General features: G+C 40.7%; 13 protein-coding genes. 5 read left to right on the top strand and 8 right to left on the bottom strand.

What is annotated here, in order from left to right; translation table 11 throughout:
- Positions 1–419: 419 nt before the first annotated feature.
- Positions 420–866, top strand: a complete 447-nt coding sequence (gene tnpA / locus ACRD64_RS09945; RefSeq protein WP_430933181.1) for an IS200/IS605 family transposase — start codon at positions 420–422, stop codon at positions 864–866.
- 446 nt (positions 867–1312) lie between these two features.
- On the opposite strand, the gene ACRD64_RS09940 is transcribed toward tnpA, so the two are convergent.
- From ACRD64_RS09940 to ACRD64_RS09910, 7 genes are all read right to left on the bottom strand, one after another.
- The gene (locus tag ACRD64_RS09940; RefSeq protein WP_430933180.1) at positions 1313–1867 is read right to left on the bottom strand and encodes an RNA polymerase sigma-70 factor; all 555 of its coding nucleotides are present in this window, start codon (positions 1865–1867) and stop codon (positions 1313–1315) included.
- A gap of 318 nt (positions 1868–2185) precedes the next feature.
- On the bottom strand, positions 2186–3016 hold the full coding sequence (locus ACRD64_RS09935) for a toxin-antitoxin system YwqK family antitoxin (RefSeq protein ID WP_430933179.1): 831 nt from the start codon (positions 3014–3016) through the stop codon (positions 2186–2188).
- A 190-nt stretch (positions 3017–3206) separates the two neighbouring features.
- Complete coding sequence (locus ACRD64_RS09930) at positions 3207–4202, bottom strand: Kelch repeat-containing protein (protein ID WP_430933178.1); 996 nt, start codon at positions 4200–4202, stop codon at positions 3207–3209.
- A gap of 399 nt (positions 4203–4601) precedes the next feature.
- On the bottom strand, positions 4602–6413 hold the full coding sequence (locus ACRD64_RS09925) for an arylsulfatase (protein ID WP_430933177.1): 1812 nt from the start codon (positions 6411–6413) through the stop codon (positions 4602–4604).
- A gap of 153 nt (positions 6414–6566) precedes the next feature.
- Positions 6567–8072: a sulfatase-like hydrolase/transferase gene (locus ACRD64_RS09920; RefSeq protein ID WP_430933176.1), complete on the bottom strand. Its 1506-nt coding sequence runs from the start codon at positions 8070–8072 to the stop codon at positions 6567–6569.
- A 64-nt stretch (positions 8073–8136) separates the two neighbouring features.
- Complete coding sequence (locus ACRD64_RS09915; RefSeq protein WP_430933175.1) at positions 8137–9909, bottom strand: sulfatase-like hydrolase/transferase; 1773 nt, start codon at positions 9907–9909, stop codon at positions 8137–8139.
- Positions 9909–11075 (bottom strand): hypothetical protein, encoded by a 1167-nt coding sequence (locus ACRD64_RS09910; RefSeq protein ID WP_430933174.1) that lies wholly within the window; start codon positions 11073–11075, stop codon positions 9909–9911. The genes ACRD64_RS09915 and ACRD64_RS09910 overlap by 1 nt, the downstream gene beginning before the upstream one ends.
- A gap of 261 nt (positions 11076–11336) precedes the next feature.
- Between ACRD64_RS09910 and ACRD64_RS09905 the strand changes: the two genes are divergently transcribed.
- Positions 11337–14540 (top strand): glycoside hydrolase family 2 TIM barrel-domain containing protein, encoded by a 3204-nt coding sequence (locus tag ACRD64_RS09905; RefSeq protein WP_430933173.1) that lies wholly within the window; start codon positions 11337–11339, stop codon positions 14538–14540.
- Between the two features lie 294 nt (positions 14541–14834).
- Here the strand turns inward: ACRD64_RS09905 and ACRD64_RS09900 are convergent, their stop codons facing one another.
- On the bottom strand, positions 14835–15794 hold the full coding sequence (locus ACRD64_RS09900; protein WP_430933171.1) for a TIGR01212 family radical SAM protein: 960 nt from the start codon (positions 15792–15794) through the stop codon (positions 14835–14837).
- Positions 15795–15947: 153 nt separating this feature from the next.
- On the opposite strand from ACRD64_RS09900, the gene ACRD64_RS09895 reads away from it, so the two are divergent.
- The 3 genes from ACRD64_RS09895 to ACRD64_RS09885 all read left to right on the top strand — a co-directional run bounded on the left by ACRD64_RS09895 (position 15948) and on the right by ACRD64_RS09885 (position 20039).
- Positions 15948–17495, top strand: a complete 1548-nt coding sequence (locus ACRD64_RS09895; protein WP_430933170.1) for a DUF4301 family protein — start codon at positions 15948–15950, stop codon at positions 17493–17495.
- Positions 17496–17737: 242 nt separating this feature from the next.
- Complete coding sequence (locus tag ACRD64_RS09890; RefSeq protein WP_430933169.1) at positions 17738–19141, top strand: tetratricopeptide repeat protein; 1404 nt, start codon at positions 17738–17740, stop codon at positions 19139–19141.
- A 133-nt stretch (positions 19142–19274) separates the two neighbouring features.
- The gene (locus ACRD64_RS09885) at positions 19275–20039 is read left to right on the top strand and encodes a phosphosulfolactate synthase (protein ID WP_430933168.1); all 765 of its coding nucleotides are present in this window, start codon (positions 19275–19277) and stop codon (positions 20037–20039) included.
- The last annotated feature ends 13 nt before the right edge of the window (positions 20040–20052 follow it).

The raw sequence follows: 20052 nt of genomic DNA, 5'->3' as shown, positions 1-20052 counted from the left end.
CAGAAACCACCGGCTTCACCGGTGGTTATTCATAGTTAAGCCAGTTCCTGGCTTTTCATCCCCATAATGTACAACAGGTTTGAATAACACATTAATAACCTGTAATTTTATAATTGGTAGTAGCATAAACATGTCCCGATAGGGACAAAACTAGGAATACTTGTTCCGAAGAATTGCGGAAACCGTGGGTAAAATCCGCGACATCGCTAACTCGTCAAGGCAGCCCTAAAGAGTACATCTTTGTACAACTATTTAAAACAAACCATAAGGTAAAAGCAATGCCCAGAATGGGCTTAACTATGAATAACCGTGTGTGCAACACACGGCATCATGCCATATTGTACACCAGCCCCGATAGGGGTTGAACTTAAAGAATGATTGTTGTTCCTTAAGGTCTGTATCACCAAAACATGATCAACATGTCAAGCTATCGCCAAATACTTTACCACATTATATTTCGCACAAAAGGAAGCGAGAAAACACTAAACATGGGATACTCGAGTGAGCTCTTCAACTATATTTGGGGTATTATACAGAAGAAAAATGGTTTTCTTTACCGCATTAATACCATGGAAGAGCATGTACATATGTTATCCGATCTCCATCCAAGCATTGCTATGGCTGATTTTGTAAGGGATATAAAAACAGCGTCATCAATAAGACTAAAAGCAACAGGTCATTTCCCTTATTTTAGAGGCTGGGCGGATGGATATGCAGCACTTACCTATGCTTATTGGGACAAAGAAAAAATAATCAACTACATCAAGAACCAACAAGAGCATCATCAAAAAGAAACGTTTGAGGAAGAATACCTTAGGTTGCTAAAGGAGCATAATATTGAAGTTGACATGAAATTTTTCCCGTGAGCATTTGTTCACCCCCTTTCGGGGATGATACATTGGAGCTCAGAAACCACCGGCTTCACCGGTGGTTATTCATAGTTAAGCCAGTTCCTGGCTTTTCATCCCCATAATGTACAACAGGTTTGAATAACACATTAATAACCTGTAATTTTATAATTGGTAGTAGCATAAACATGTCCCGATAGGGACAAAACTAGGAATACTTGTTCCGAAGAATTGCGGAAACCGTGGGTAAAATCCGCGACATCGCTAACTCATCAAGGCAGCCCTAAAGAGTGCATCTTTGTACAACTATTTAAAACAAACCATAAGGTAAAAGCAATGCCCAGAATGGGCTTAACTATGAATAACCGTGTGTGCAACACACGGCATCATGCCATATTGTACACCAGCCCCGATAGGGGTTGAACTATTCAACTAACCAACAACCAATGACCATTACTTACTGACTAAAACTCCTTTAGCAGCAGAGCCAATAAAAAGTAGTAATCCTTCAGCGTAATCCTCAAGGTTTTAAGCGCATTGTATTTAAGTGTTTTCACAGTGTTTATAGAGACTCCCAGGTTAGTGGCTATCTCCTGGTTTTGCATGCCTCGCAGGCTTAAGTTCATGATGTTCCTGCTTTGCTCTGGAAGGGCGTTTACAGCCTGGTATATAATTCGGTAAGATTCTTCTTCGATGATTTTATGGCTGATATCTTTTTCAAATGCCTTATCGACTTCTTCTTCGTATTTTCGTCCTTGTTCTTCTTTTTTAATACGATTAAGGCTGATGTTTTTTACCATCACATACAGAAAGGATTTTAAGGAGCTTATATCATCGTAGCTCTCACGGTTATTCCATAACTTTATAAAAGCTTCCTGTGCAATATCCTCGGCAATATCTTCATCTTTTACATACGATTTGGCTACCACACACATCGAGGGGTACAACTGCTCAAAAAGTTCTTCAAAAGCTAAGGTATCTCCCTTTTTTATTCTATAAAATAGTTTTTCTGCAGCCATACGCCCCAAAAATAGGGATTGGTTATGAAAAAACAAAAGAAATAAAATTATGGGCTTGATTTAAAACATAGCAAGGAGGTTAAATTGCATCAAATCGGTCAATGGCCGGTTAGATATAAAGCTAAATGCAGGGAGCGATGAGAGGTAAGCTGAGAATGAAATATCCATTGGCCCGTTCTCCTTGTTCCGCTCTTCGCCCTTTAGCAAAGGGGCATTCTAACCCACCTTTTCAATTACGATTTCAATAAATTAGTAATTCAAAGAAGGGTTGAACCCTTGTTTTAGCTCTTGATTGGGATTAGTAATGAATAATCCGCCTTAAACTCCCCTCACCGCAACCTCCACCTTTTTTTGCAAGATAAGTTTTACCGCTTCCGAGTTTTTAGCTACCGCAACTATATTAATTGTTTTATTTACCACATAACCTTTAGGAATCTCCAATACAATCCTGGCTGTTTTTGAGGTAAGCGATTCTACCTCGGAAATATTTTTAGAAAAGTACTTGCCTTCGACCAAATCGCCCATATAAAAGGTAACTGCTCTATACCTTTTCGCATTTTCACCTGCCAGCGAAAGCTTTAAGGTATACTTATTCGCAGATCGTACCTCATCTATTCTTTCAATATGTATTTTGGGTTGTTTACGCTGCTTACCCAGGTTGGTGTACTCCTTTAACCCAGTTCCCGGCAGACCATTTTTATACCGATACTCAGCGGTTAGTCTTCCTTGTCGGTCGTAGTGTTTACATTGTCCGCTAATGGCCCCGTTTTCATATGTCAACTCTTTCCATACCTTGCCGTTTTTAAAGTAGGCCAAATAAGTTCCATGTTTCTTATCTTCCACATAATTCATCCGGGAAGCCATTTCTCCACTTTCCCAATAACGGATACTCTCGCCATGACGAATCCCCTTGCCTTCATGGTTGTATTTCATGTTGACCTTCCATTTTACAGGTCGGCTCGGATCGCTTCCATAGTGAATGTTTTTTACGAATGCCCCTTTTTTTATCGGCTTGGCTTTTTCAATGACTTCCTTTCTTTGTTCGGCTAGGTTAAAATTGATTTTCAACCCCATTTCATCGCCATATTCAACTACAACAAACAAGGCAACCAATAAAAACAGAATTAAAAATGGCATTATCTTTTTCATATGACTTGGGGTTAATTATTAACGAGAATCAAATTCTTGTCCACAGATTACACGAATTAAACGGATTAAATAGTATTGCTTCTTAAGGTTTTCAAAAGGAAAACAAAGAACCTGTGTTAATCTGATTAACCTGTCCACTGACAGACGATTCTGTGTATAAAGGGCAAATGGAATTACGTAGATATATCGATTATTTGTTCGTAAAAACCTCGATGGAACTCATGTTGCCTCCGCCCCTATTCGGACTTCCGGCAGCAATATAAACTTTGTTGTCCCAGTAAATAGCTGTGCTGCCGTGCCTTCCTATTTTTAAGGGAGAAAGCTGACTCCATTTCAACGTTTCCAAATCTAAGCACTGTGTTTCGTTGTGGGCTTTGTCCTGACCTGACTCTCCGCCAAAGTAAATGATTTTATTGTGGATTTGAACAGCTCCTCCTGCGGCAGTGGGTACCGGTAAATTATACTTTAATGTCATCCATTTATCCGTAGCAAAATCATACACATCTACTTCCGGTATGGTAGCACCAAAAAAGGCGGTAAAATTGTCGGGGTGATGCACACTGGTGTTTCTTCCTCCAACGCAATATATCTTCTGGTTAAACAGCACGGCCGAAAAATGATCTCTCAGATGCGGCGCTTTGGTCAAACTCCCCCATTTCTTCGTATTTAAATCGTAATAATCGAATCGGTTGGTCGTTCCGCTGGTGTGGCCATATTCAATTCCTCCAATTAAATATATCTTATCCTGATACAATACAGCTCCTGCACTTCCTCTTTGGTATTCCATCGGTATTTTAGGCCCTTTCACCCATTTATCTTCTTTGGGATAGTACTCCCATATGTTTTCCACAGGTGTTTCCTTCGGATATTTACCCGTCATAGCGCCCACTATATAAATTACATCATCTTTCCAAACGGCCTGGAAGTGATGGATTTCCATTGGTGTCTTACCTTTGGTTTCCCATGTATTATTTACAGGATCGTATACATTGACCGGTTTTACACCTCTTCCTCCTATGAGGTAAAATTTACCCTGAAATTGAACAAAAGCATTTTCGTGACGTCCCACCGCCTCACCTGCCGGATTCAGAGGTTTCCAAATATAATTTTCAATTGTATTTTGGGCCGGTAATAAAGTAAAACACGATAGCAATACCGAAAGAAATAATAGTCTTGATGATTTCATATGCAAATAGATCGTTATATTTCACCTGTCTGTTAGCTGACGGGGATTATTGTACAAATGTAAATATATGGAATTGAAGTGAGGAATTATCAGCTTTGTCATCAAAATCAATACTGTCCAGTAAGATTTATTAGATTTTCTGTCTGCCCGATCATGCCAGTCTAGCTAAGAGTTGATGTCAAGGCTAAAGCCTAAGGATAGACAGATATAGCTCCACCTTAAAAGGCGGAGTTATAGGATATAACTTGCAGCATAGTTAATCATAATAATTACAACAAACCCCAAAGTCCATTGCCTAGGGGTTGTTAAATGTTTTGCTATTCGTATTATACCGTTTATTAATCAAACTGCGTCTTTTGTTCGCTTCACATCTAAAGCCACTTTGATTATATATCCGTATTACAATCTTTCTACTTCATAATAGTAAGCAATTGCTTTGTTACCTTTTTCATCATAAAAACCGCCTCCCAGCTTTAATTCTCCTGCTTCAAGGTCCACTGATACTTCAGCAGCCGTATAGGCCTCGTTAAACTTACACGCTACCACTTTATCGCCCAACATAACAAAAGGCTTATTCAGTTTTAGCGAAACACCATCAGGAATAGCTTCAGTACCTTTAGTAGCCTTGACTCCTGGCACTGTTGCATCCATTTTCAATCCGCTTTCCTTAGGATAACGGGAAATTGAGATTTTGTATTTGCCTGCTTGCATAACTTCTGTAAGCAAATATCCAGCATCAAAAGCCTTACCTGCACGAATCATATTCTGGTTCCAAGGAATAGGTTGCTCATTGTGCATATCGTGACAAGTAAGAAAAGACGGATTTTCATGTTCCGTACCTAGTTTAATTACAGGATATTCAAAATCCTTTTCTGCCCTACTCCACCAATCATTATAGAAATCCTGCATCAGTTTAACTTGCTCCGGATGTTGGTCGGCAATATTGTTCTTTTGACCGGGATCAGCAGTGATATCGTACAATTCCTTGCCATTATTTAAACGCCATTTGGTAGTCATCACACAGCTGTTTCGTCCTTTTACAGGCCATTGGATACGCTGCGTATCGGTTACCAGCATACGTTTGTCGAAATCAATATCGGAAGTTTTACCGTACAACAAGCTGGTTATCGAAGTTCCATCCATTTCGTACTTGTAGGTTGCGCTTAATCCGCATAAATCAACCAACGTCGGAAGTACATCCACATGGGCGGCAAGGCTGTTTACATCTTTTCCTCCGACAAGTTCGCCGTTGGGCCATCTGATAAAAAACGGAACACGGTGCCCTCCGTCGTAATGACTTCCTTTCTGCCCGCGCATTCCGGCATTATAACCTGTATAAGATTCAGTCTTTTTGTTATAGCGAAATCCGGCAGCGGTACCGTTATCCGTCATAAAAATCAGGATGGTATTATCTACCATCCCTTGGGCTTCCAAATGCTGTGCCAGCTGTCCAAAACGTTCGTCCAGCTGGGTAATCATACCATAAAAGTTCTTCTGCACTCCTTGTAAGGGAGCATCATCGTACATAGAAACATACTTTTCCTCCACATTATATGGCCCATGAGGCGCATTTAACGATAAGTATGCAAAAAAAGGTTTGTCCCGATGTTTATCGATGAACCTGGTTGCCTCGTCGAAAAACACATCAGTACAATACCCTGTGTTTTTTTCGGGAACACCATTTCTAAAATAAGTGTCGTCAAAATAATCGTTGTTCCAGTAATCCGGTGTTTGTCCTACTCCTCCTCCATTATGGTGGAAAGTCTCCTGAAAACCCCTGTCGTGCGGACGAAAGGGATAGTTATCGCCCAAATGCCATTTACCAAACATACCGGTAGCATATCCGTTGGCAGCAAACACATCGGCCAAAGTGGTTTCCCGCTCATGTAACGAAGAGCAACCCCCAATGGTATGCCATACCCCATTACGGTTGCAGTTACGTCCGCTCATCAGCCCCCCTCGGGTAGGCGCGCAGGTAGTACCTACATGAAAATTGGTTAAACGTACACTCTGCGAATGGAACTTATCCAAATTCGGTGTTTGGATAACGGTATTTCCATGACAGGCCAGATCGCCATACCCTTGATCATCGGTGATAACAAGGATCACATTAGGTTTGGTTTCATTTTTTGATTCCGATGTTTTATTTTGCGTGCAGCTGACTAAAAATAATAGTAATGCAAGCACAACGAATGTTGTTTTTAGTTTCATTATACTTTAATATTATAATTTTAGCACTCCCATCCCCAAATCTTAGATCCGTTACTTCCCCGGTGTTAAGCCCAAGGGAAAAAATCTGATTTACCGGATGGTTGTTTTATATCTCAATGTTATAGGCTAATAGCTACGAGCCACAAGCTAAATTTACAATTGATAATATTCGTCTATGTTTAATTCGTCTCCAACCTCTTTTTGCAATGTCTTAAAGTCTGCGAACATTTGCTTGATCCGCTGTTTATGCTCGGGGTTATCCGCAATATTATTCATTTCCAGGGGATCCGATTTTAAATCGAACAACTTTACCTTCTTCACCTCCGGGTACAGAATCAGCTTATAACCATCTTTACGAATCATTCGCTGCAGACTTAAATATCCTCCATATATTCCGTTGTAATTACTGTGGGTTTGTTCTCCCATAGCCAATGGCATTACGCTATTGAAAAATACCGAATCGGTTTGAGTACTTCCTGCCAAATCAAGGGCCGTTGCCATGGCATCTTGAAGATAGATTTCGGCATCTACTTTTTTACCTTTTTCCAGTCCGGGGCCAATTATCATAAACGGAGGGCGAACACTGTGGTCGTACATATTTTGTTTTCCGAACAAACCATGATCACCTACCGCCAATCCATGATCGGCACTATATATAATGTAAGTATTGTCGGCCTTGCCGCTTTCTTCCAAGGCTTGTAATATTTTACCGACCTGAGCATCCAGATGCGAAATACTGGCATAATATTCTTTCTTATGAACTTGCGTAGCATATTTAGTACGCGGGAAAGGAGCCAAAGCAGCATCCCTTAACGAAGGTCCGTTACCAATAAAATCAGCCTCGGGATAAAGTTCCCGGAAGCTTTCCGGAACGGTTAACGACTCTGCATCATACAAGTCCTGAAACTCTTGTGGGGCCTGACGGGGATCGTGAGGGGCATTGAACGCCAAATACATAAAAAATGGCTTGTCGCTTGTTTTAGCCTGGTTAATAAAGCTTATGGCATCATCACGCAATGCCTCGGACCAGTGCTGGCCTCCTTCCCAGAATCCACCATGTTTAGGATCTGTAGGCAACCAGGAATCGTCTTCCTTGCTCAAAGGCCGGTTATATCCTACCGGCATAAAATCGCGATAGTCTTCTCCTTCCTTCAAGTTTTTAAACTTCTTCACCATGGCAGCGTGATCCCAATTATCTTTTGGCATTCCTCCCCTAACATGGGTCGTATGGTTAAAATGTTTCTCGGCAGGTAAATGAACATGCCATTTACCCGTCATGTAGGTTTCATACCCCTGATCCTGCATCATTTGCCCCCACGACTTTGCTTTGCCCTTATCCACTAACTTAACCCCTTCATTAGCAACCCAAACCGGCTTACCCGTATTTAACATGGCCCTGGAGGCCACGCAAACAGCACCGCTCCACGAACCCATATTAAAGGTGTTTGTAAAGGTAACTCCTCCGTTCACCAGTTTATCCAAATTAGGGGTAATTACCTCGTTATTACCTAGTGCATGAATAGTAGCGTGACATTGGTCATCGGCAAAAAGAAAGACTATGTTGGGTTTTTCAGGTATTTTTTTGGTCTCTTGTTTTGGTTGCTGACATGCAAAAAACAGAGTGGCCAGTACGCCAAGTAATAAAAATGATTTTTTCATTGTATTTTGTATATGGTATATCTATAGGTTTCTTACGGTTTGGCTTATTCAATAAATGGTTCAGTTATTCATCTACCGTTATTTCAATGGAATGGCTGATACCTGATTTTGAAAATGTAGGTTTTGCATTGGCCGACACAGGGAAGGCATCATCCCAGGAATATACAGAAATTGTAGCTTTTCCCTTACTTAAAGCTTTTACTTTTCCAAACTTGTTGATATCAATCACACTACTATTGCTCGATTCCCAAATAATATTCTTACGGGTTGCATCTTGCGGATATACCATACAATTTAAATTAAGTTCCTCTCCAGGCTTCAGTGCTGATTTTGGGGCATGAATCATCAATCCTTTCACATCCTTTTGTTGGTACGAATCGATCACTTTTCCCAGTTTATCGTATGCTTTTCGTTGTTCCATGCTCAGCACACTCACATCCAACCCACTGTGCAGCATCACCTTAAATCTTCTTTCCACAACCGTATCACCTGCTTTTTCAAGAGAATCCGTTCGTAAATCAAAGAACCTTCCATTAGGGTATTCGGTACACGGAGCATAACGCTTAAAGTCCTTGTTAAAAGCATATACCAACAACTCCTCATCGCTGGTATAGGGTTGGTTATTGTTGTACCAGGTATAAATCACATCACGTGCCTCTTCCTTGTTACCCATGACCTGAGGCCAAAAACTGATACCGTCGAGTTCATTCTTTCCTGGAATTTCAATACCTGAAGCCTCGGCAATGGTTGGAAAAACATCCGTTACATCGACCAGCCCATCATATTTCCTGATTCCCATATTTCCTGCCTTTATTATCCCCGGCTGGTTTAGTACCATCGGCACATGGAGCCCATTATCCGTATTCCCACCTTTCCGACCGGGGTACACCTTGCCATCGGGAAAAACATGGGCAAAACATTCTTTGGTACCATTATCGCCCATGACTACAATCAGGGTATTTTCCCTTAAGTTTAACTCATCCAGTTTACCTACAACCCTGCCTATCAATTTATCCATGTACGAAATCATATCCGGAAAGTACCTTCTATCATCCCCTTTCTTTTTGTTCTGGGCATTTCGACCTTCGTCAAACTCATCAAAGAGTTTTTTAGGACGTGTATCTGGTGTAGGCTGATGTTCGTCGTGCACCAGCAACATGGGGTAGTACAAAAAAAAAGGTTTATCCTTGTTCTTTTCAATAAAATTTAAAGCATAGCGGTTGCAAATATCGGGACCATACCATCGCCTGCCAGTTTCCGGGTCCAGATCGGTCCGTAACTGGTAGTCACGAATCTCTCCATTGACAATCAGGTTTGGATTAATAAACCGCTTTCCTTCGGTAACAATATCAAAAGCACAAAACTCGTCCCAACCAAATTCAAAGACATAATCCTTCCCGGGTATTTCCTTCGTTCCCCTGCTCTGCTTCCACTTCCCGAATAACCCTGTGGCATACCCTTGTTGCTTGAAAACATCGCCAAAAGTAATATCCGAACTATGTTGAGCCTTACACCTTAAAAAATTGCGTTGGTTATATTTTCCGCTCATCAAGGCAATTCGTGTGGGCTCACATAAGGGATAGGCAAATGCATTGGTACACATCAAACCGGTTTCGGCCAATTTGTCGATGTTGGGTGTTGCAATGGTTTCATTTTCAAAATCGCCACGTAATGAACTTACCCGGTTCGCACCATATGCAGTTACACCGTAGTGGCTCAAATCATCTATCAGGATAAGAACCACATTGGGTTTAGCTTTTGGGGCAGATGATTGAGCACTTATACAAATATTGGTCAAAAGCAATACAAGCAATAGTAGGAATATGTTTTTTGCCATTATATTTCCTTTTCTAAACTTAAGTCAATCCTTCCTTTTTCTGCTGATATAAGGTGCGCTTTTATTATAAGGTTATCAGCTGCTTTTATTTTTATTAGATGTGAGTTATTCCCATATCCTTTCAAAGCAGGCACTGTCGACTTTTTGATTTCTTTTCCGTTTTTATCCGAAACAGAAAACACAAGCGTACAATTTTCGTTGGATGCATACACGTAATCTATAAGCAATTGGTTTTCTTTAATTTTAGTAGCAACCTCTAAAGAATTCTTAAATACCTCCCCTTCGTATCTATCCTTTACTTTTTTATTGATTGGTACCAGTTTATAACTGCGGACCCAATCGTAATATGCCGTATTTATTTCCGGGTTTTCCAACTCTTCCGCCGAAGGTGCAGGTTGCCAGTCGTATGTTTCGGTAACCATATTAATTTGCATGGGCCTGTCAAACGGTTTTTTTGAGATATCTTTTCTAATCTGAACCGTATCAAACAACTCGTCATCGGCATAAAACATCACTTCCTCTGCGTCCTTCCACCAGGCACCATAAATATGGTAATCCTCATAAACCGGGCTATCCAGTATGTGTCCCGTCCCTCTGGATATAAAAGTTTCCTTATGCTCACCACATTTCACATAACGATAATGCGTATTGCAGTTCATCCCGTTCTTAAATTTCTCAAACCGGGTACTGCCGCCCACTGCTTCCTGAATATCCAGTTCCTGGCTGTAACTGTCGTTGTCACAATCGTCGTTTTCTGTAAAAGGAACCTTATCATTCGACATCCAAAATGTGGTTGACATGGCTATTTTTGATGCTTTGGCTTTGCACTCATAATATCCAAAATGAGCTTCTTTTGTTTTTGAAGATACGGCCCCCCCGTACATGGTATAATTGCCTTTGGGTTCTTTCAATACACCACTTTTAATTTTAAGATTGCCATCTGCAACAGATACCGCTTCCGGATTAAACCAGGCCGGAGCACGTCCTTTCCATCCTCCGTTAAACCGATTCATCCATTTGCTTTTATCTAACTGGTCCCCGTTGAATTCATCAGAAAACTGAGCGTTTATCACCCAACGGTATCCTTTGGGTGGTTTAGGAGGTTTCGCAAATGTTAATGCTGTAAAAAATAAGAGTAGCGCTCCTACAATAATGGACTTTTTCATGGCTTAAACTTTAGATACATTTTATTTTATCCGATAAAATCAAAATTACTATTTGCATCTGTAGCAAAAGACAAATAATCCAAACGATAAAAGGGGGGTTTTGAAAAATTACCTACGCTTTGTTTTAATTATTGTAAATTAACACCTTTAATAACGGTTAAATTTTGATTTAACCCCTCCAATAGTTAAGATTTTCTCCTTGCGACAACTCTCCAAGAAATGTATCTTCGCTATAATTTGTAACACTAAGAATGATAATCTATGCTAGTATTTAAGCAATCGATAACCAAACTCTGTATTTTAGGAATACTGAGTAGTTTTTTTTTACATCTATCGGCGCAGGTAGATAAGCCAAACTGGGACAACGAGACTGTTTTTGCGGTCAATAAAATGCAAGGACGTGCAACCTCTTATTCTTTCGCAAGTTTAGAAGATGCGTTATCCGGAGACAGAAACAAAACGGATATAACCTTCTTAAACGGGAATTGGAAATTTAGATACACCAAGAAAGTAGGAGAACGTTCACAAGATTTTTTCAAGAACAGTTTTGATGCGCAGCAGTGGGACAACCTAGAGGTTCCTTCGAACTGGGAACTGAAAGGATACGGACAACACGTTTATGTAAACTCCAACTTTAAGGTGGACTTAAAACCGCCGCATTACCCTTGGGAAACGGAGGTTGGACAATACAAAAGAACTTTCGACTACAACGAGAATTGGAAGGATCGCCAGGTGATTTTGCATTTTGGCGGTGTTACTTCGGCCTTTACCTGCTGGGTTAACGGTAAAAAAGTGGGGTACAGCGAAGACAGTTGCCTTCCGGCAGAATTTGACATTACCGACTATCTGAAGGATGGTGAAAACACGGTTTCGGTTGAAGTTTACCGGTGGACGTCCGCTAGTTTCCTTGAAGACCAGGATCATTGGCGATTGAGCGGAATTCATCGTGAAGTGATGATACTGAGCCAGCCGAAAGTATCCATCAACGACTTTTTTGTACGTACCAAATTTGACGAGCAATTCAACAATGCCAAACTTCAAATACGCCCTCGATTAACCGTAACCAACAAAGCGGATATTAAGGGAATGATGGTGGAAGCTAAATTGTTTGATACCAACGGCAAAGAAATCATCAAACCCATGCACATTGATGCCAACAAAATATTTAACGAGTGGTATCCACAGCGCGACAACGTTTATTTCGGCCTGCTGGAGCAAGAGGTTACGTCCCCATTCAAATGGTCCGCAGAGAAACCTTATTTATATACTTTGGTTCTAACTTTAAAGGATAAATCAGGGCAAGCTATCGATATCCGTTCTCAAAAAGTTGGATTCAGGGATGTGACCATCGATGGCAGTGTGATGTTGATTAATGGAAAAAAAGTAAAACTATATGGGGTCAATCGTCACGATCACGACCACATCCACGGGAAAGCGCTTACCCGGGAAGATATGGAAGAGGACATTAAACTATTAAAGCGATATAATCTAAACGCCATCAGAACCTCTCACTACCCCAACGATCCTTACGTGTACGATTTATGCGACAAGTACGGAATTTACGTGATGGACGAAGCCAATTTAGAAACCCATGCCGTTCGAGGATTATTGAGCAACCAACCAACATGGGCAGCCGCCTATGTGGATAGGGCCATCCGAATGGTGGAAAGAGATAAAAACCATGCTTCCATTATTTCGTGGAGTTTAGGCAATGAATCAGGTAGTGGCCCCAACCACGCTGCCATGGCCGCCTGGATTAAAGATTATGATGATACCCGATTCTTGCATTACGAAGGTGCACAGGGAAACAAATACCACAAATACTATAAAAAGTATGGTTCTAAAGAATATAAAGAATACGAAAGCGTGCATGGTGCCAACCCAACCGACATGCCCTATGTGGATGTATTAAGCCGTATGTATCCAACACTTGAAGTGCTTACCAGCATGGCTAACGACCCCTATATTCAACGACCTGTTATGATGTGCGAATATGCACACGCCATGGGTAACTCTTTGGGTAACATGATGGAGTATTGGGATATTATTCATCAACACGACAACATACTTGGTGGTTTTATTTGGGATTGGATTGATCAGGGAATCCTGGAACACGACGAAAACGGTAAACCTTATTATGCCGTTGGCGGTGATTATGGCGACAAAGTGAATGCAGGCAATTTTTGTTTAAATGGCATCATAGCCTCTGACAGAACACCTAAACCTCAGATAGAGGAATGCAAGTACGTATATCAACCCATCACTTTTGAAAACATTGATATTGCTAAAGGAAAAATCCGAATTAAAAACCGCCAATGGTTCAGCAGTACCAATAACATGAAGTTTAAATGGGAATTAAGTCAGGATAGCAAAGTGATTGAATATGGCACATTAAGCAATGTGATTATCAGCCCTGAGGATTTTATGGAAGCCACTATTCCATTCAAAAAACCAAGACTAGTTGCTGGAGCCGAATATTGGTTGAGAATAAGTGCACATTCAACCCAAGAACAGTACTGGGCTCCCAAGGGTTTTGAAATTGCCAAGCAACAGTTTAAGCTTCCATTTTACGTTGAACCTGAAGAAAAATCCATCACAGGATCGCCCATCCAAAAGGAACAAAATGGTGATATGATCAAGTTTTACAACCAGGCATTCTCATTGTTGGTATCTCAGAAATCCGGTTTTATCGAATCGTTAACGTTAGCAGGAATAGAAGTATTATCTGAGCCATTAAAACCTTATTTCTGGCGTCCTTCAACGGACAACGACGAACGTGGCTGGAAACCTCAAGTAAACAACAAATTCTGGATGGATGCGGGTTCCAGATTAAAGCTGGATCAATTTGAGGTGGTTAATAAATCAGACGAATCTGTTACGTTACAATCGAGCTACCACATTGAGGATAAAGTTACTCTGACATTAGACTACCTGATACATGCCGACGGCACTGTTAAAGTAAGCTATACTTTAGATGCCAATAAAAACCTTCCTGATTTGATTAGGGTAGGTATGCAAACAGGAATTCCGAAAAACCTGAATAATATGGATTATTATGGAAAAGGACCATGGGAAAATTACACGGACCGTGCCGAATCGGCAGAAGTAGATATTTACCAGGGAACAGTGCGTGATTTTGTGTTTGAATATGCCCAGCCGCAAGAATGCAGTAACCGCACAGGTGTCCGTTGGTTAAAATTAAGAGATGCCAGGCGAAAAGGGGTTATGATTAAAGGAACGCAACCATTAAGTATTTCTGTTTGGCCATGGACAGCCCAATCTCTTGAAACAGCGCGACATACCAACGAACTGCAAAAAGAGGATTACAACACCGTAAATATTGATTTGATTCAAACCGGCGTTGGCGGCTGTAATACCTGGAGTGATAAAGCTAAACCAATTATCAAATATCAGGTTCCTGCCGGCAAATATCAATATTCGTTTGTGATTAATGCAGCTAAATAGACCCTATTTGAAACAGTAGATGATATGAGGGTTTTACAACAAGTAAAGCCCTCTTTTTTTATCAGATTTTTTGTTGAAGTTAACGAATTACCTCCCCTGTTAATGTAGCGACGACGATGTTTTTACAAGACGGGAATCGTACCCCTCCTTCAAAAAGAGAAGAGCTAATATGATTGACTAATAGGAATTTGAATATGAAGACATCTATCCGAACAATTAATGGCCATACCCATTAGATTTGCCCCAGAACATATTTTGTCCACGCCCGACAAAACCAGAACCCTGACAGCGGTATCATTCACTCCTTAAATATGGTGCATACAACCTTCCTTGCCAGGTATCTCGTTCCTTCAATCGTTTTTCAACCTTCGCTACAAACTCGAAGTTCTTCAGTCCCCATTTGGGAGCTATCAACAATTCTTTGGGTGATTGGCTGATAAAACGCTCCATGACAATGTCGGGGTTTAATTTTTCAAGAAAATCCACCACCAGGTCAATATATTCGTCCGCATCATAAAGTTTTATGTTGCCCCGATTTTTCAAGTACGCCTCACCCATGGCTGATCCCCGCACCAATTGCAATTGGTGAAGTTTTAAATAATCCAGTGGTAAAGCTGACATCGCATCCGCATGCCCCAAAATATCCTCCCTTGATTCTCCGGGTAGCCCTAAAATTAAGTGCGCTCCAACTTTTAATCCTACTGCTGCCGTTTTTTCAATGGCTTCCTTTCCAGACTCAAAAGTATGGCCCCGGTTTATTTTCTCCAGCGTCGTATTCAATGTTGACTCAATTCCATATTCAACCGTAACATGATGGTTTTTATTTAGTTCGGACAAATATTCCAAAAGCCCATCCCCTATGCAATCCGGTCGCGTTCCCAAAACAATTCCAATTATCTTAGGGTGATTCAGGGCTTCCTGATAACGTTTTTTTAATACAGCCATATCGGCATAAGTGTTGCTGTAAGCTTGAAAATAGGCCAGATAATGTTGTGATTTATATTTGGGGGAGAAGAAATTGATTCCTGTGTCAATTTGCTGCGTAATACTGTTCCCTTCGCCACAATACGACGGGTTGAAAGTTGAATTATTACAAAAAGTGCATCCTCCGGTACCCTTTGACCCATCTCGGTTAGGGCATGAAAACCCGGCATCAACCGAAACCTTTTGAACCCTTTCGTTAAAAGTCCTTTTTATATACGAGCTGTAATCGTTAAACCTTCTTGCATGTCCCCACAAATATTCCATCTGCATCTGTCTATTTTTTAAACCCTTAAAAAAAACAAGACGCAAATGTATAAAAAATGACGAAACGTTTCATCAACAAAAAACAACATAAAAATTTGTTTTTTACCTATTAAATAGAGGAATAGTTTCTTATATTTAAACATCTAAAACAAAAAGACGATGATAAAACAAAACGACCAAACGCTTCTGCAAAGCAAAGGAATCTCTAAAGAGAAAGTGGAAGAACAGCTTTCGCAATTTAAAATTGGTTTCCCGTTTATGGACATTAAGAAACCAGCCTCTGTCAGCGACGGCATTATTTCACTTGACGAAGAACAAAAACTGATGTTCACCGATCAATTCAGAACCGGAGTTGACAATGGTTGTTCCATCATTAAATTTGTTCCCGCCTCCGGGGCCGCAACCAGGATGTTTAAAGACATGTTTGCCTTTATTAATGCCGACAAAGACAAGCAGGAACAACTAAAAAAAGAAGGACCTATCAAAGACTTCCTGATACATATTCAACACTTTGCTTTTTCCGAAGAACTTGCCAAGGCCAGCGGTGTAGATTTCAGCAACGAACAAGCGGTATTTGAGAATGGAGCTTTGATTGTTGAGAAATTACTGTTGCCGGATGGCCTTAACTACGGAAAGTTTCCTAAAGGTGTATTAAAATTCCATCTCGACGGCAAAAAAGCAACTACCCCGATAGAAGAACACTTAAGTGAAGGTGCAACCTACGGACAGGATGCCGATGGAAATGTAAATATTCACTTTACTGTTTCCGGCGATCACCAATCGCTTTTTGAAAATATCGTAAATAAAAACCTGCCACTTTACGAAGCCAAATACAACGCTAGTTTTAACATAAGTTACTCAACCCAAAAAGCACACACCGATACCATAGCCGTAAATCCGGACAATACGCCTTTCCGCACGGATAATGATGAACTTTTATTCCGTCCGGGAGGACACGGTGCACTCATCGAAAACCTGAACGATTTGGATGCCGACATCATCTTTATTAAAAACATTGACAATGTAATTCCTGAATATCGATTAAGAGATACCATTCAATACAAAGAAGCACTAGCCGGGGTATTGTATTTCTATCAACAAAAAATTTTTGAATATCTCGAAGAACTCGATAACAACAAAGAAGACCTGGATCTCCTGGATGAGATACTTGATTTTATGCAAGTTGAACTTTTCATCTCATTACCCAAAATGATTGGCGATTATTCCGATGCGGAAAAACGCCTGTATATTCAATCGAAACTGAACCGCCCTATCAGGGTTTGCGGTATGGTGAAAAACGAAGGTGAGCCCGGTGGCGGCCCGTTTTGGGGTGTTGGCACAAATGGCGAAACCTCTCTCCAAATTGTGGAAGGCTCGCAAATAGATATGAACAATCCTGAGAAGAAAAAATTAGTACAGCAGAGCACCCACTTTAATCCGGTAGATTTGATCTGCGGAACCAAAAACTACAAAGGCGAGAAATTCAACTTGCTGGAATATGTTGATCCTAAAACCGGATTCATATCTAACAAATCTTTAAATGGTAAAGATCTAAAAGCCCTGGAATTACCCGGGCTATGGAATGGCGCCATGTCCGATTGGACCACCTTGTTTGTTGAAGTTCCCATTAGCACCTTTAACCCGGTTAAAACGGTTAACGACCTGTTGAGGGTTCAACACCAACCCGAAACTGCCGAAAGCCACTAAAGGCTTTTTGTTAAAATATGATAAATACCCGGGGGCATTGTTAATAAGTTATCAACAATGCCCTTTTTAATGTCTCAGCTTATTGCAATTAGCTAAAAATATGGTATTTTTGAGGGGTGTAAAAAACTGTGTTATATATCGATGGCATCTAAAATTTGACACATCTTCGTTGCTCTCGTTCAGCAACTTTAGAAGTCCATCGGCATAATACATTCGGCACTATATAGATTAAAAGGTATTATATGCAAGAATACTCTCACGCAAATCAAGATGGGACAAGAGAGGCGGTTGAAAGGTTTGAGAAGTTAGTTCACCACAACAAGGAGTCCTATTTTGACGTGTTTCAAATTGAATCCATTTTCGATTATTACAATGAAAAAAATATGATGGACAAAGCAGAGTCCGCCATTAAAATGGGTTTGCGCCAACACCCCGGTTCCACATCGCTTTTACTAAAACATACTACCTTGTTGATTGAACGGAGTGAAAACGAGGTCGCCCTGGATATATTGGAATATATTAAAGAGGTGGAAAGCAGTAATTCGGAAATATTCCTGAACTTGGGTATTATCCACACCAGGTTGGGAGATAAAAAGAAGGCCATTGCAAATTATACAAAAGCCCTGAAATTAGTTGGTACGGAAGAATTGGAAGAATTTGTTTTTGAAATTGGTTTCAATCTAAATCAAGAGGGGTTTTATGCGGATTCCCGTAACCTTTTGAAAAACTTCCATCCACAATTTCCCAACAACGAAAACATTCTTTTTGAAATGGCCTACGCCCACGACAAACTGAACGAAGTGGAAGAAGGCATTACGGTTTACAACAAGTTACTGGACATTAACCCTTATCTGGAAAATGCCTGGTATAACCTAGGGATACTTTTCAATAAACAAGAAAACTATTCCGAAGCCATTGACGCATACGACATTACCATTGCCATAGCACCTAATTTATCCGAAGCCTATTACAATAAGGCCAATAGTCTGGCACAGATTGGAGAATACAGAGAAGCCATCAACTGTTACACTGAATATATGTCGTTTAGTTTTCCGATGGCACTCACATATTTCTACGTGGGCGATTGCTGGGAAAACCTGGCTAACTATGATTTAGCGTCACGGTTTTACAAAATGGCGGTGGATATCGACCCGGAACATGCCGAAGCCCTGCAATCCTTAGGAAGAACGTCGTACCGGGTGCAGGATTACGAAACTAGTGTTTTCGCTTTCGACAAAGCTTTGGTGATGAACCCCGATTCATCTGACCTTTGGCTTTCTCTTGGAAAAAGCTACAAAAAGATGAAAAAGACAGCCGAGGCCAAAAGATGTTTGAAACGGGCACTGATCAATCAGCACGAAGATACCATCAGTTGGATTGAAATGTATCAGTTCCTCGAAGAAAGCGAAAAGGATTTTGACCCAATACCATTTTTGAAGCGCTTATTGAACAAAGATCAAACCAATGGAGCATTGCACTACCTGGCAGCCATCGTTTACAACAAATGCAATAATCAGAAGGATGCGTTGAGACATCTGGTAATTGCCCGTCAGTTATTGCCTGACGACCTGGAAATTGTATTAAACGAGTATCCCGCATTGGTATCCATGCCCGAAATAGCGGAATACATTAATGCGCAACACTAATACAGAACCTTCCGCTCCGGTAAATAACGTAAGCAATAAATGCCTTTATGCAATCTAAATCTGCTTTAGCACAAGCATTTGTCATAGATTTGGCTTCCATTGAAATTAGGTGTCATGTAATCAATACATTAAAATGAACGTAATACTTCCACATATACCCGAACGTCCGGAAAAAAACAGAGAATATGGGTTAACCATGATGATGGACAAGGGATTAAGCTTAAAAGAAAGCGAAAACTTCGTTTCCTCATCGGCCAGGTATACCGACATGGTTAAGTTCGGTTTTGGCACCTCGGTTATCACCAACAATTTGGAAGAAAAACTGGCCGTATATCGCGACGGCAATTGCAAAACCTACTTTGGAGGAACATTGTTTGAAGCCTTTATTGCGCGGGGCATGTTCGATGAATACTGTAGATATCTGGATAAGTTTAAAATGGAATATGCCGAGGTATCTGACGGAACATTACCAATCCCCCACGACGAGAAGTTGGAGTACATCAGAAAGCTGTCGGAACAAGTCACCGTACTTTCCGAAGTTGGCTCGAAAATGGGCGACAAGGTAATTACCAACAAGGAGTGGGTTTACATGATGGAAACCGAATTACAAGCAGGGTCGTGGAAAGTAATAGCCGAAGCACGCGAAAGTGGCAATATTGGCATCTATAATATCGATGGATCGGCCAACACTGAATTGATTGAGCAAATAAAATCTAAAGTGGATACCAAGAACGTATTGTGGGAAGCACCGCAAAAATCGCAACAAGTGTGGTTCATAGACCATTTCGGTCCCAACGTAAACCTTGGCAACATCGATCCCAACGAAGTTGTTCCATTGGAAACGCTTCGACTTGGTTTAAGGGGGGATACTTTACTCAGCTTCCTACCTAAAAAATAATTCGCACAGAAAT

This window comes from Saccharicrinis sp. 156, assembly GCF_050589685.1.
Classification (GTDB): domain Bacteria; phylum Bacteroidota; class Bacteroidia; order Bacteroidales; family Marinilabiliaceae; genus Saccharicrinis.
Note: the sequence above shows the minus strand (reverse complement) of the source record. Positions and strands in the feature narration are given on the sequence as shown.